Below are 13,887 nucleotides of genomic sequence, written 5' to 3' on the forward strand. Positions count from 1 at the left end.
TCGGGCACCCGGAGCCGTCCGCCCATGTGGGGTGCGGCGTGCCCGGTTCGTTACGCCACTCGCGCCCGTGGCCTGGTGCCGTGCCGCGCCGAGGCGAGCAGCCCGCGCAGGGTGGTCAGCCAGCCGGCGGCCACGATCGCCGCGGCGACCACCAGTCCCAGAGTGCCGTTGAGCGGCATCACGATCCCGATCGCGCCACCGAACACCCACGCCATCTGCAGCAATGTCTCCGACCGGGCGAAGGCCGACGTCCGTACCAGTTCGGGCACGTCCCGCTGGATCAGCGCGTCCAGGGACAGCTTGGCCAGCGCCTGCGCGAACCCGGCGACGGCGGCCAGGAAGGCCACGAAGATGGTCCCGAAGAACAGCGCGGCCACGATCGCGGTTCCGAGCACCACCGCCACGACGGTCACGATGATGATCTCCGGCGCCCTGGCTTTCAGCCAGGCACCGACGGCCGTACCCAGCGCGTTTCCGGCGCCCGCCGCCACGCCCACGATCCCCAGCGAGACCGCGGCGCTCTGCCCGGCCAGCGGGTGCTCGCGCAGCAGGAAGGCGAGGAAGAAGATCAGGAAGCCGGACAGACAGCGCAGGGCCGCGTTGGCCCCGAGCGCATGGGTGACGGCCGGCCCGACCGTGCGCAGCCCGGGCCGCCTGGCCTGGTCCTTGCGGTGCGGCCCGTGCAGATGCTGCTCGTCGGCCGCGAGCAGGGCCCGGGCCTCGCCCTTGGCGGAGTCCACCTTGGGCGGCAGGGAGAACGACAGGAACGTCCCTGCAACGAAGATCACGAAGGCGCCGTACAGCGGCCAGGGATCCCCGACGGTGTGCAGCCCCGCCGCGATCGGTGCGGCCACACCGGTGGCCAGGAGCCCGGCGAGGGTGACCCGGGAGTTGGCCTTCACCAGGGAGAACCGGGGAGGCAGCAGCCGCGGCACGACAGCGCTGCGCACCACCCCGTACGCCTTCGAGGCCACGAGCACCCCGAGTGCGGCGGGATACAGCTCCAGACTCCCGCTGGCCACGGCCCCCGAGATGATCAGCGCGAGCAGGGCCCGGGCGAGCATCGCCCCGGCCATCGCGGCCCGCCGCCCGTGCGGCAGCCGGTCGAGGAGGGGGCCGATGACGGGGGCCAGGACGGTGAAGGGGGCCATGGTGATGGCGAGATAGAGCGCGACGCGCCCCCGCGCCTCATCGGTCGGCACGGAGAAGAAGACGGTCGAGGCCAGGGCGACGGTGATCATGACATCGCCGGCGCCGTTCACCGCGTGCAGTTCGATCAGCTTGCCGAGCCCCGACTCGCCGGCGCCATGGGCGTGCGTGGCCTTCCGGATCCCGCGCGCGGTGCCGGTCACGGGGAAGTGCAGGGCACGCCCGACCGAGCGGACGGCCCCACCGACCCGGCCCGAACCGCCGCCCCGAACGCTCCCCCTGTCCGCGCCTGCCACGTGGTTCATAGTGCCCCGAGACACCGCCCGATAGTGAGGTTTGAGCCCAAGCGAGTCGGGAGACAGCCCCGAACCCGGCCCCGACTCCACAACGAAGAAGACCGCGACACGGAGCCGCCCGACCGGCCGAGGGAGCCGGCACACAGGACCGGCTTCTCGGCGCTGGGGGCGGGGGCCGGGGTGATCTCTCGGGGCCGGTCGCCGGGCACCAGAGCGACTTCTCGGCGTCGGGGGCCAGGGGACCGGGCGATTTCCCGGCGCCGTCGCCCGGGTGCAGGGGTGATTTCCCGGCGTCGGGGCCGGGGGCCGGGGCAACTTCTCGGTGTCGGTGTCGGTGTCGGTGTCGGTGTCGGTGGCCGGGGTGATTTCTCGGTGTCGGCGCCCGGGGTGCAGGGGCGATCTCCCGGCGTCGGGGCCGGGGCCGGGGCCGGGGCGACTTCTCGGCGTCGGGGCCAGGGGACCGGGTGATTTCCCGGCGCCGTCGCCCGGGGTGCAGGGGCGATTTCCCGGCGTTGGAAGCGGAGGGGCACGGGGGGCGACCCAGCGGGATCGGCGGCCGTGTCGCGGGGCGACCCAGCGGGATCGGCGGCCGTGTCGCGGGGCGATCCTGCGGGATTGGGGGCCGTGTGGCGGGGCGATCCTGCGGGATTGGGGGCCGTGTGGCGGGGCGATCCAGCGGGATTGGGGGCCGTGTGGCTGGGGTGACTCCTCCGGCTTGAGGGCCCGGGTGCTGGGGTGATTCCTCGGGATTGGGGGCTCGGGTGCTGGGGTGACCTCTCGGCCGAGCGAGTCGGGTGGGTGGGTGGGAAACATCGCCGCGAAGCGGCGGACTGTCCCCGACCACCGACAACGGGGTAGCGTGCGTATCTCAGCCATCAAGCAGAATAGATGGCAGAGGTGCGCCCGAGCGCGATCGGAGTGCAGACGTCGATGCGGTCCCCAGGTCCGCTCCGTCCGCTTCACCGCCGGAGGCAGCCGCACTCAGAGACGGCGTAGGAGAGAAGCGATACCTGTGAGCGCAGCGACAACGCGAAGCCGCACCCCCGACCGCCTGTGTGCCGAGGCCGTCGACCTCGCCCGCGCCGCCGCCGAGGAGGCGGCCGCCCCCGGTGTGGTGGGTGAGCACGTCGGCCTGGTGTCGGAGGGCGACCGTGTTGTCACGCACTTCTTCGAGTGCAAGGAGCTGGGCTACCGCGGCTGGCGCTGGGCGGCGACCGTGGCCCGGGCCTCCCGCGCGAAGATCGTGACCCTGGACGAGGTGGTCCTCCTCCCCGGCCCCGACGCGCTCCTCGCCCCCGAGTGGGTCCCCTGGAGCGAGCGCCTGCGCCCCGGCGACCTCGGCCCCGGCGATCTGCTCCCCACCGACCAGGAGGACCTGCGCCTGGAGCCCGGCTACACGGGCGAGGAGGAGACCCCGTCGAACTCGGTCGTGTCCGAGGACATGGCGGAGCTGGCGGAGGCCGAGGACGCGGACGTGACCCCGGGCACCCCGGCCGTCCAGCCGACGGTCCCCACCCGTGGCTCGATCGCCGCGCTGGCCGAGGAGCTGGGCATGCGCCGCGCCCGGGTCCTGTCCCGCTACGGCCTGCACATCGCCGCCGACCGCTGGGAGGAGGCCTTCGGCTCCAAGACACCGATGGCCCAGGCGGCCCCGGCTACGTGCATGACCTGCGGCTTCCTCTCTCCGATCGGCGGCTCGCTCGGCCAGGCCTTCGGTGTCTGTGCGAACGAGTTCTCCCCGGCCGACGGCCGCGTGGTCTCCCTCGCCTACGGCTGCGGCGGCCACTCGGAGGCGGCGGTCATGCCGAAGCCCCCGCAGCCGGCCGCGCCGGTGATCGACGAGATGAAGGTCGACGTCTTCCCCCTCCGCCCGTCCCGCGACTCGGGCTCGGTGCCGGAACCGGGCGACGAGGAGACGGCGGAACTGGGTCACTCGTAGCGACGGCCCACGAGAGTCCGGAAAGAATTTCCGGCGGCTATGTCGAGAACCCGTGACCGGCTCCGTCCCCGAGGTGAACGCGACGACAATGGGTCGCACCAGCACCGAGGAGAAGCACCATGGCCAAGTACTTGCTGCTCAAGCACTACCGCGGCGCTCCGGCTCCGGCCAACGACGTGCCGATGGACCGGTGGACGCCGCAGGAGATCTCGGCACACGTGCAGTACATGCAGGACTTCGCGGCCCGGCTGGAGAAGACCGGCGAGTTCGTCGACGGCCAGGCGCTCGCCCCTGAGGGAACGTGGGTCCGCTACGACGGCGAGGGCCGCCCGCCGGTCACCGACGGGCCGTTCGCCGAGACCAAGGACCTCATCGCCGGCTGGATGGTGATCGACGTCGACTCCTACGAGCGCGCCGTCGAGCTGGCCGGGGAGCTGTCGGCCGCCCCCGGGGCGGGCGGGAAGCCGATCCACGAGTGGCTGGAGGTGCGCCCGTTCCTGGCCGCGCCGCCCACCATCACGGAGTGACCCCACCCATGGACGAGGCCCTGCTCAGGAGCCTCACGCCCAGCGTGCTCGCCGTCCTCGTCCGCCGCGGAGCCGACTTCGCGGCAGCCGAGGACGCCGTGCAGGACGCGCTGGTCGAGGCGGTCCGCGTCTGGCCGGCCGACCCGCCGCGGGATGCGAAGGGCTGGCTGGTCACCGTGGCCTGGCGCCGGTTCCTCGACGCGACCCGGGCGGACGCCGCCCGGCGCCGGCGTGAGGACCGTGTCGACGACGAGCCGGCGCCCGGGCCCGCGCCCGCGGCGGACGACACGCTCCAGCTCTACTTCCTGTGCGCCCACCCGTCGCTGACGCCCGCGTCCGCGGTCGCGCTCACGCTGCGCGCCGTCGGCGGTCTGACCACCCGCCAGATCGCCCAGGCCTACCTGGTGCCCGAGGCGACCATGGCGCAGCGCATCAGCCGGGCCAAACGCACCGTCTCCGGCGTCCGGTTCGACCAGCCCGGCGACGTCGCCACCGTGCTGCGCGTCCTCTACCTGGTCTTCAACGAGGGCTACTCAGGCGACGTCGACCTCGCCGCCGAGGCCATCCGGCTCACCCGGCAGCTCGCGGCCCGGGTCGACCACCCCGAGGTGGCGGGGCTGCTCGCCCTCATGCTGCTCCACCACGCCCGGCGCGCCGCCCGGACCGCGCCCGACGGCAGCCTGGTGCCGCTCGCCGAGCAGGACCGCGGCCGGTGGGACACGAAGCTGATCGCCGAGGGCATCGAGATCCTGCAGGCGGCCCTCGCCCGCGACCGCCTCGGCGAGTTCCAGGCCCAGGCCGCCGTCGCGGCACTCCACGCGGATGCGCCCACCGCCGCGGAGACCGACTGGGTGCAGATCGTGGAGTGGTACGACGAGTTGGCGCGCCTGACCGACAGCCCGGTCGTCCGGCTCAACCGCGCGGTGGCCGTCGGCGAGGCGGACGGACCGCGCGCCGGGCTGGCGGCGCTCGCGGAGCTGGATGCCTCACTGCCCCGCCACACCGCGGTGGCGGCGTACCTCCACGAGCGCGACGGTGACCTGGTGACGGCGGCACGGCTGTACGCCGAGGCGGCCCGGAAGGCACCCGACCTCGCCGAGCGCGACCACCTGACCCGCCAGGCCGCCCGGATCAACACCGGCCGGTCCCGCTGACGGGCCGCGCCCGGAATTCCCGTTCCTCCTCCGCCAGGCCGATTTCCGCCCACACCGTTTTCCGCGGCGCCAGCCCGGGCGTGGTGCCCCAGCGGTCGGCGAGCGCGTCCACGAGACGAAGTCCGAGCCCTGAGCCGGCCCGGGGGAGCAGGTCGCCCCGCGTGTCCGTGACCTCGATGCGGAGCGTGTCGGCGACGACGTAGAGCACGAGCCGGAAGTCGCGGCCGGCCACCCGCCCGTGCGTGGCCGCGTTGACCGCCAGTTCGCCCACGACGTGCACCGCCGGGTCCAACGGCAGCCCCCAGGAACGCAGTTGCTCGGTGGCGAGCAGTCGGGCGAGGCGGGCTCCGCGGGGCGTGGGGGACAGGCGCACGCAGAAGTTGGGGATGTGGGTGGAGATTTCCTGGTTCACATCACTCAGCGTGGCCGCGCGTGCGTACGGTGAACAGTGACGGAGTGGATACGTAGGGTCACTGTCCGGGGATTGTCCGGTGGTGTCCGGTCTGTCGGAACGGTGCGGACGGGTAGGGGGCGCGGCATGAGCGAAGAAGAGGAGCCGGGTTGGGAGGTCGACCCGGACGACGACTGGGGAGTGGCGGTCATTACGACCGTGGGACGGCAGCTGAGGCTGCGGCGCGAGGCGGTGGGGATGCGCGCGGCCGACTTCGCCAAAGCCGTCGGCTACGGCGAGGACCTGGTTTACAAGATCGAGGGCGGTAAGCGGATCCCCCGCCCCGAGTTCTTGGAGAAGGCCGACGAGGTGTTACGGGCGGGGGGGGGCTCGCCGCGATGAAGGAGGACGTGGCCAAGGTCCGGTACCCGAAGAAGGTACGGGCTCTGGCGGAGCTGGAGGCGAAGGCTGTCGAGATCGGTGTGTACGAGAGCAGCAACATCGCTGGCCTGTTGCAGACGCCCGAGTACGCGCGCGCTTTGTTGGAATGCTGGCAGCCGGCCTACGCACTGGAGGACCTGGAGCGCCGAGTCGCCGCCCGGATGTCCCGGCGCTCCATCTTCGATCGGTCGCCCGCGCCTGCACTGGGTTTCGTCCTGGAAGAGGCGACACTGCGCCGCAACGTTGGGGGCACAATGGTGCGGCAGCAGTTCGAACGGTTGCTGGAAGTGGGGCGGTTGACCAACGTCACGCTGCAGCTGATGCCGATGGACAGTGGGCCGCACCCTGGAATGAGCGGCAGGATCGAGTTGCTGAAGTTCACCGACGGTACGGCTGTGGGGCGTTCCGATGGCGCGTTCAATGGCCGTCCGGTCGAGGACCTGAGGCAGCTGCGCATCCTTGAGCTGCGGTACGGCACCATCCGAGCGCAGGCTCTTCCCCTGGGGAGTCACTGGCCCTCATTGAGCAACTGCTGGGAGAAACATGATCCGCGAGGCCTCTGCCCGAGACGCTTCCGAGCTGATGTGGTTCAAGAGCAGCTACAGCAGTGGCCCCGACGGCGACTCCTGCGTCGAAGTGGCCCTGCACTGGTTCAAGAGCAGCTACAGCAGCAGCAGCGAAGGCGACTCCTGCGTCGAGGTCGCCCCCACCCCCGAAACCATCCACATACGCGACTCCAAGCAAACCGGCGGAGCCGTCCTCACGGTTGCCCCGGGCACCTGGTCGGCGTTCCTCGCCCACGCCGCCGAACACCGACCCGCGGCGCCCTGACCTCTCTCTTCGGTTCCCCGGCCGCCCGCGCTGTACCTTCGTCCTCAGGTCGATGAGGAGAGTGAACGTGAGCAAGTACGTGCGGCCGGCCGCCGAGGGCGCCGACCCCTTCGGCACGGCCCGTCTGCGCCGCGGTGTCCTCGACGCCTGGGCCACCAGCCCCGCCCGGTTCCGTGAGGACGCCAACGCCGAGGAGGACCTGGTCCTCGGCGGCTACCGGGACCGGCTCGTGGTGGAGCTGGCCCAGAACGCCGCCGATGCCGCCGCTCGGGCGAACGTGCCGGGCCGGCTGCGTCTCACGCTCCGCGACGGTGTGCTGGTCGCCGCGAACACCGGCGCCCCGCTGGACGCGGCCGGTGTCGAGTCGCTCTCCACCCTGCGTGCCTCTGCCAAGCGGGACGCACGGGACACCCAGGGTGCCGTCGGCCGGTACGGTGTCGGTTTCGCCGCCGTCATCGCCGTCACCGACGAGCCTGCGATCGTCGGCCGTCACGGCGGGGTCCGCTGGGCGCTGGCGGAGGCGCGTGAACTGGCCGCCGACACCGCCCGGCACAGCCCCGGCCTCGGGGACGAGATCCGGCGCCGCGACGGGCACGTGCCCCTCCTCCGGCTCCCGTTCGCCGCCGAGGGTTCCGCCCCGGACCCGTACGACACCGCCGTCATCCTGCCGCTGCGGGACACGGCCGCCGCCGACCTCGCCGAGCGCCTCCTCACCGCCGTCGACGACGCGCTGCTCCTCGCCCTGCCCGGGCTGGAGGAGGTCGTGGTGGAGGTGGCGGACCAGGAGCCGCGCACCCTGCGGCGCCGTACCGAGGGCGCCGTCACCACCGTGGAGGACTCGCGGGACGGGACCACCCGCTGGCGCACCGTCTCCGCGCACGGGCCGCTCACCCCGGACCTGCTCGCCGACCGGCCGGTCGAGGAGCGGCTGCGCCCGCACTGGTCGGTGACCTGGGCGGTGCCGGAGGACGCGGACGGCCGTCCGGCGCGGCCGCGCACCACCGCCGTCGTGCACGCGCCCACCCCGAGCGACGAGCCCCTTGGCGTCCCCGCCCTCCTCATCGCCTCCTTCCCGCTGGACACCACCCGCCGGCACACGGCACCCGGTCCGCTGACCGACTTCCTGGTGCAGCGGGCGGCCGACGCGTACACCGAGCTGCTCGCCGAGTGGCGTCCGGTGAGCGAAGGCATCATCGACCTCGTACCGGGGCCGCTGGGCAAGGGTGAGCTGGACGGCGCGCTGCGCCAGGCGGTCCTGGAGCGGCTGCCGCGGACCGCCTTCCTGCCGCCGGCGGTCGACTCCAAGGGCGACGACGAGCTGCCGGAGACGCTGCGGCCGAGGGACGCCGAAGTGGTGGAGGGCGCGGGCGCGGACACCGTACGGGTGCTCGCGGAGGTGCTGCCCACCCTGCTTCCCGCCGGTCTTGAACGCCGCGCCGAGCTGCGCACCCTCGGGGTTGCCCGGCTTTCGCTCGCCGACGCCGTCGACCGGCTCGCCGGTCTGGAGAAGGACCCCGACTGGTGGTGGCGGCTCTACGACAGCCTGGCCGGTGTCGACCCCGACCGGCTCTCCGGGCTTCCGGTGCCGCTCGCGGACGGCCGTACCACCATCGGCCCCCGGCAGGTCCTGCTGCCCACCCCGGACGCGGCCCTCGTCCACCCCGACGTGCTCGGCCGGCTCGGGCTGAAGGTCGCCCACGAGGACGCCACCCACCCGCTGCTGGAGAAGCTGGGCGCGCTGCCCGCGACCCCGCGCGCGGTGCTGACCACCCCGCAGGTGCGGGCCGCCGTGGCCGCCTCCCTGGACGACGAGGGCGGCGCGCTGTGGGAGGAGGACGCCCCGGATGCGGAGGAACTGGCCGAGACCGTCCTCGTCCTGGTGCGTGACGCGGGTCTGGAGCCCGGTGACGAGCCGTGGCTGGGCGCCCTCGCCCTGCCCGACGAGGACGGCGAACTCGCCCCGGCGGGCGAACTGGTCTTTCCCGGCAGCCCCTTCGCCCGCGTGATCCGCGAGGACGAACTGGCCGCGGTCGACGGTGAACTGGCGGCCAAGTGGGGCGAGCAGCCCCTCACCGCCTGTGGGGTCCTCGCGGACTTCGCGCTCGTCCGCGCCACCGACGTCGTTCTCGACCCGGATGAACTGGAGCCCCGGGAGGGCGACTTCGCCGAGCCGGACGACGCGGGGCTGCTGGACGCCGTGGACGTGTGGTGCGAGGACATCCTCGACCGCTTCCCGGACAGCCCGGTGCCCCCGGTCGCCACCGAACTCGTCGCCGTGCGCGACCTGGACCTGGTGGACGACGACCACTGGCCCGAGGCGCTCGCCCTGCTCGCCCGGCCGCCGCTGCGCGACGCGCTCACCCAGCCGGTGCGCATCCTGCTGCCCGACGGCACCCACGAGGTCGTACGGCCGTACACCGCGTGGTGGTTGCGCGGGCACCCCGTCCTGGACGGGCGCCGGCCCGCCGGTCTGCTCGCGGCCGGCGGGGACCCGCTCCTGCGCGGCCTGTACGAGGAGGCGGACGCCACCGGGTTCGAGGACGAGCAGGTGCTGCGCGCGCTGGGCGTGCGGACCTCCGTGGCCGCCCTGCTGGACGAGCCCGGCGGCGCCGCCGAACTGCTGGACCGCCTCGCCGACCCCGAGCGGCCGGTCACCCCGGCCCAGCTGCACGGACTGTACGGCGCGCTGGCCGAGATGGACCCGGAGCAGGTGACCCTGCCGGAGGACCTGCGGGCCGTGGTCGACGGGCGGGCGACGGTCGTGGACGCCGCCCGTGCCGTGGTGGTCGACTCGCCGGACCTGCTGCCGTTCACCTCCGGCGTGCCGCTGGTGCCCGTCCGGCCGTCGCGGGCCGCCGAGCTGGCCGAGCTGTTCCAGGTGCGGCGGCTGAGCGAGTCCGTCACCGGCGAGGTGCACTCCGAGGGCGCCGAGCACGACGTACCGGAGTCGGTGCGGGTGCTGCTCGGCCCGCGCACCCCGGACAGCTATGTCGAGCACGAGGAACTGGTCGTGGACGGCGTGGAGATCGACTGGCGGCTGACCGACGACGGTGTGCTGCACGCGGCCACCCTGGAGGGCGTCGCCGCGGGCCTGGCGTGGGCGGCGGGTCAGTGGCCGCGCCGCTTCGAGGTGGCGGCACTGCTCGAAGACCCGTCGCGCACCGAGGAGTTGGCGCGGGACCGCTGGTTCGACTGATCTCGACGAATCTCACACAAAACTCTTACGACTCGTACAACCATTCACATCTGCCCCATGTCGTGTCTGTGGAGCCAACTGGCCCCACAGACGCGAAAACTGGGGGACTGTCACATGCGTATCCGCGCCTCTGTCGCCGTCGTGAGCGGCGCTCTGGCCCTGTCGGCGCTCGCCGTGCCGGCCGCGCACGCCGACGGCGGGAACGGCGACACCAAGATCGCCAAGGTGGTCGTGGACGGCGACAACAAGGTGACCATCGGTACGTCCGGTTTGGTGATCGTCAAGGTCAGCGTGACCGCCACGGACGACTCGGGCATCAAGGAGGCCCAGGCGTTCGACCTCTTCGGTCCCGACAACGGCATCGAGTCGACGGGCAAGCCCACCTGCATCGTGGTCGACGCCACCACGTCCACCTGCACCGCGTCGGTGAAGATCGACCCGAGGACCGACTACCTCACCAACAAGAACGCCGGCACCTGGTACGTCTCCGCGTGGATCGACGCCTACGACGACGACTACGTCTGGAAGGAGAAGTCCGGTTCCTTCCTCTTCCAGCGCGCCGCGAAGCTCACCGCCGACGCCACGCCCGAGCCGGTGAAGAAGGGCAGGACGATCACCGTCGCCGGGTCCCTCGCGCGCGCCAACTGGGAGTCGCTGAAGTACGGCGGCTACGGCTCGCAGCCGGTGAAGCTGCAGTTCCGCAAGAAGGGCTCCAGCACCTACACCACGCTGAAGGCCATCACGGCGGACTCCAGGGGCAACCTGAGGACGACGACCAAGGCCACCGTCGACGGCGACTTCCGCTTCTCCTTCGCGGGCAACGCGTCCACCGCGGCGGTCAACTCCACGGGTGACGTCGTCGACGTGCGATAGGGCCGGTTTCTCCGGTGTCTCCGGCGTCTCCGGTGTCTCGGGTGGGTCCGTCGCGTAATCGGCTGGATTGATCCGAACACCTGTACAACCATTGATCCATCTCAAGGGTCTGGTCATGGGAGCCTGCCCGGCTCCCATGACCACTTGGACCCTGTGTCCATCCAGCTCCACCCAGGGGAACGCAACATGCGCATTCGTGCCACCGTGGCCGCCGTCTCCGGCGCCGTGGCCCTGTCCGCCTTCGCCATCCCGGCTGCCCACGCCGACGAGGCCCACGGCGACACCAAGATCTCGAACGTCGTGGTCAACGGCGGCAAGCCCGTCGTCCTCGGCGCGACCGGGAGCAAGACCTTCTCCGTGTCCTTCACCGTCACGGACAACTCGGGCGTCAAGTGGGCGCAGGCCGTCCTGTTCCACGGCCAGGACCTCGAGCACGCCGACAGCGGTGCCGTCGCCAACACCAGCGACAAGCGGTCCAAGTGCACCAAGGTCAGCGCCACCAAGTCGACCTGCACCGCGACCTACACCCTGAAGGCCGGCTCCAACCTCGTCAACAAGGTGGCCGGCACGTGGAAGGTCTGGGCGATCGCCCAGGCCAAGGACAACAACTACGTCCAGAAGGACGCCGTCAAGACCTTCCAGGCCCAGCGGCAGTCCAAGCTGACGGTCGACGCCGCCCCGGAGCCGGTGAAGAAGGGCAAGGCCCTCACCGTCACCGGCGCCCTGACCCGGGCCAACTGGGACGCGGCCAAGTACTCCGGCTACGCCGGCCAGCCGGTGAAGCTGCAGTTCCGCAAGAACGGCTCCAGCAGCTACACCACGCTGAAGACCGTCACGTCGGACTCCCGGGGCAACCTGAGGGCGACGACCACCGCGACGGCGGACGGCTACTACCGCTTCACCTACGCGGGCACCTCGACCACCCCGGCGGTCAGCGCCGCGGGTGACTTCGTCGACGTGCAGTAGGACCGGCCCGGACAGGGCGTGGGCGTACGGGTGTCCCGGGGGGCGGGTTCGCCGGAACACCCGTACAACCATCAACGATCTTCGAGGGTCTCACCGTCGAGTCAACAGACTCCACGATCACCTGGGCCTCGTGCCCACCCTTCTCCATTCAGGGGAACACATGCGCATTCGTGCCACTGTGGCCGCCGTCTCCGGCGCCCTGGCCCTCTCCGCCTTCGTCGTGCCGGCCGCGCAGGCCGCCGACGCCGGCCCGTCCTACCGTGCTGAGGTCGCGAAGGTGCTCTCGCACTCCGCCTCCGGCAGGACCGCGTTCACCGCCACCTCCGCCCCGGTGGGCGACCTGGACGTCTCCTTCTCCAACTTCAGGATCATCAAGGCGATCAAGGTCGGCACGTCCGCCCACGTCAACACGTTGGTCACCTACACGCTGACCCACGGTGCCGACGTCGACATCACCGCCGACACCTTCCTCACCGGCCCGGTCCTCTACCGCGGCTCCTCCGACGACCCGGACAACGCCGTGGGCGGCGACGAGCCGGCGAGCTGCGTCAAGGTCACGGCGACCACCGCCTCCTGCAAGGGCCCGATCGACATCTACCCGAAGGGCGAGTACAGCTCGGAGCTGCGCAACTCCCAGGCCGGCACCTGGCACGCCGCCGCGCTCGCCCTCGACGTCGACAGCGAGAAGAGCGCCATCCAGTTCGGCCTCGGCTCGACCCTGGTGCAGCGCAACTCCAGGCTGACGGTCAACGCCGCCCCGGAGCCGGTCGCGAAGGGCAAGACCATCACGGTCACCGGCAAGCTGTCCCGGGCCAACTGGGAGGACCACGAGTACCACGGCTACACCGGCCAGTCGGTGAAGCTGCAGTTCCGCAAGAAGGGCTCCAGCACCTACACCACGCTGAAGACCATCAAGACGGACTCCACGGGCAACCTGAGGACGACGACCAAGGCCACGGTCGACGGCTACTTCCGCTACAGCTTCGCGGGCACCCCGACCACCCCGGCGGTCAACGCCACGGGTGACTTCGTCGACGTGAAGTAGGCGAACCAGGCGGTACCGATCCGGCTCCGGAGCATGCCCCTCCGGAGCCGGAACGTTTCTTCTCACTTGTGCCACAGGTTGGCAATACGCGGTCAAAATTCGGCTGGAAAGCATTCTTGACGTACAACCAGTCACTTCCCTCACGGATCTGATCGCGTGAGTCAACCGACTCCACCATCACTTCTCCCTCCAGGGGAACACACATGCGCATTCGTGCCGCCGTGGCCGCTGTCTCCGGCGCCCTGGCCCTGTCCGCCCTCGCCGTTCCGGCCGCGCACGCGACCGGGACCAGCGGTACGCCGTACACGATGGACGCCGGCTTCTCGAACCTCACGATCGCCTCGGCGATCAAGGTCGGCACCACCAACGAGGTCAGCGCCACGTATACGTACACGCTGACGCACGGCGCCGACGTCGACATCGCCGCGTCCGATTTCTACAGCGACGCCTACCTCTACCGCGGCTCGCTGGACGACCCGTCCAAGACGCTCGAAGGCGACAATCCGGCCACCTGCAAGGCCACCTCGTCGACCACCGCCACCTGCACGGGCACCGTCGACATCTACCCGGCCGAGGGCGAGCTGAAGAACGCCGACGCGGGAAGCTGGTCGGTCGCCGCCGAGGCCATCGCCTTCAACGGCCAGGACCAGAACAACCCCGACCTGAGCAAGGTCGGCTTCAAGGACCAGGGCAGCATGGCCACCACCCTGCTGCAGCGCTACTCCAAGCTCACGGCCAATGCGGGTCCCGAGCCGGTGGCCAAGGGCAAGACGCTCACCACCACGGGCAAGCTGAGCCGCGCCAACTGGGAGGACAACCAGTACCACGGCTACACCAGCCAGCCGGTGAAGCTGCAGTTCCGCAAGGCGGGCACCAGCACGTACACCACGGTCAAGACGGTCTCCTCCGACTCGTCCGGCAACGTGCAGGCCACCGCCACCGCCCAGTACGACGGTTACTGGCGCCTCAGCTTCGCGGGCACCTCGACCACCCCGGCGGTCAGCGCCACGGGTGACTACGTCGACGTGCAGTAGTCCCGCCCTGCACAGCAGACGGCCGCGCCACCGGACACCGGGGGC

At 71.6% G+C, this 13,887-nt stretch carries 11 protein-coding genes and 1 pseudogene; 10 read left to right on the top strand and 2 right to left on the bottom strand.

All coding sequences use genetic code 11. The features are described 5' to 3' along the window. Nucleotides 1-50: 50 nt before the first annotated feature. Nucleotides 51-1,445: an MFS transporter gene (locus AB0H32_RS26860; RefSeq protein WP_361125132.1), complete on the bottom strand. Its 1,395-nt coding sequence runs from the start codon at nt 1,443-1,445 to the stop codon at nt 51-53. 1,012 nt (nt 1,446-2,457) lie between these two features. Here AB0H32_RS26860 and AB0H32_RS26865 point away from each other — a divergent pair. The 3 genes from AB0H32_RS26865 to AB0H32_RS26875 all read left to right on the top strand — a co-directional run bounded on the left by AB0H32_RS26865 (nt 2,458) and on the right by AB0H32_RS26875 (nt 5,065). Further along, entirely contained in the window at nt 2,458-3,384 is a 927-nt protein-coding gene (locus tag AB0H32_RS26865; RefSeq protein ID WP_361125134.1) for a DUF3027 domain-containing protein, read from the top strand. A gap of 119 nt (nt 3,385-3,503) precedes the next feature. Next, nucleotides 3,504-3,911, top strand: coding sequence for a YciI family protein (locus tag AB0H32_RS26870; RefSeq protein ID WP_361125136.1), 408 nt, complete (start codon nt 3,504-3,506; stop codon nt 3,909-3,911). A gap of 8 nt (nt 3,912-3,919) precedes the next feature. After that, nucleotides 3,920-5,065, top strand: coding sequence for a DUF6596 domain-containing protein (locus tag AB0H32_RS26875; RefSeq protein ID WP_361125158.1), 1,146 nt, complete (start codon nt 3,920-3,922; stop codon nt 5,063-5,065). On the opposite strand, the gene AB0H32_RS26880 is transcribed toward AB0H32_RS26875, so the two are convergent. Beyond that, nucleotides 5,043-5,477, bottom strand: a complete 435-nt coding sequence (locus AB0H32_RS26880; RefSeq protein WP_361125138.1) for an ATP-binding protein — start codon at nt 5,475-5,477, stop codon at nt 5,043-5,045. The two genes, AB0H32_RS26875 and AB0H32_RS26880, sit on opposite strands and share 23 nt — an antisense overlap. Nucleotides 5,478-5,603: 126 nt before the next feature. Between AB0H32_RS26880 and AB0H32_RS26885 the strand changes: the two are divergent. The 7 genes and pseudogenes from AB0H32_RS26885 (at nt 5,604) to AB0H32_RS26915 (ending at nt 13,842) form a co-directional block, all read left to right on the top strand. Then, a pseudogene (locus AB0H32_RS26885) lies at nt 5,604-6,444 on the top strand (helix-turn-helix transcriptional regulator). Beyond that, nucleotides 6,441-6,728 carry a DUF397 domain-containing protein gene (locus AB0H32_RS26890; protein ID WP_361125142.1) on the top strand — a complete coding sequence of 96 codons (288 nt, stop codon included), beginning with the start codon at nt 6,441-6,443 and terminating at the stop codon, nt 6,726-6,728. The pseudogene AB0H32_RS26885 and the gene AB0H32_RS26890 overlap by 4 nt, the downstream one beginning before the upstream one ends. 67 nt (nt 6,729-6,795) lie before the next feature. After that, on the top strand, nt 6,796-9,924 hold the full coding sequence (locus AB0H32_RS26895) for a molecular chaperone Hsp90 (protein ID WP_361125144.1): 3,129 nt from the start codon (nt 6,796-6,798) through the stop codon (nt 9,922-9,924). A gap of 114 nt (nt 9,925-10,038) precedes the next feature. Beyond that, entirely contained in the window at nt 10,039-10,797 is a 759-nt protein-coding gene (locus AB0H32_RS26900; protein WP_361125146.1) for a calcium-binding protein, read from the top strand. A gap of 186 nt (nt 10,798-10,983) precedes the next feature. Further along, nucleotides 10,984-11,763, top strand: a complete 780-nt coding sequence (locus AB0H32_RS26905) for a calcium-binding protein (RefSeq protein WP_361125148.1) — start codon at nt 10,984-10,986, stop codon at nt 11,761-11,763. A gap of 160 nt (nt 11,764-11,923) precedes the next feature. Next, complete coding sequence (locus AB0H32_RS26910) at nt 11,924-12,808, top strand: hypothetical protein (RefSeq protein WP_361125150.1); 885 nt, start codon at nt 11,924-11,926, stop codon at nt 12,806-12,808. A gap of 203 nt (nt 12,809-13,011) precedes the next feature. Further along, entirely contained in the window at nt 13,012-13,842 is an 831-nt protein-coding gene (locus AB0H32_RS26915) for a hypothetical protein (RefSeq protein WP_361125152.1), read from the top strand. The last annotated feature ends 45 nt before the right edge of the window (nt 13,843-13,887 follow it).

This window comes from Streptomyces sp. NPDC020362 (genome assembly GCF_040642095.1).
Lineage (GTDB): Bacteria > Actinomycetota > Actinomycetes > Streptomycetales > Streptomycetaceae > Streptomyces.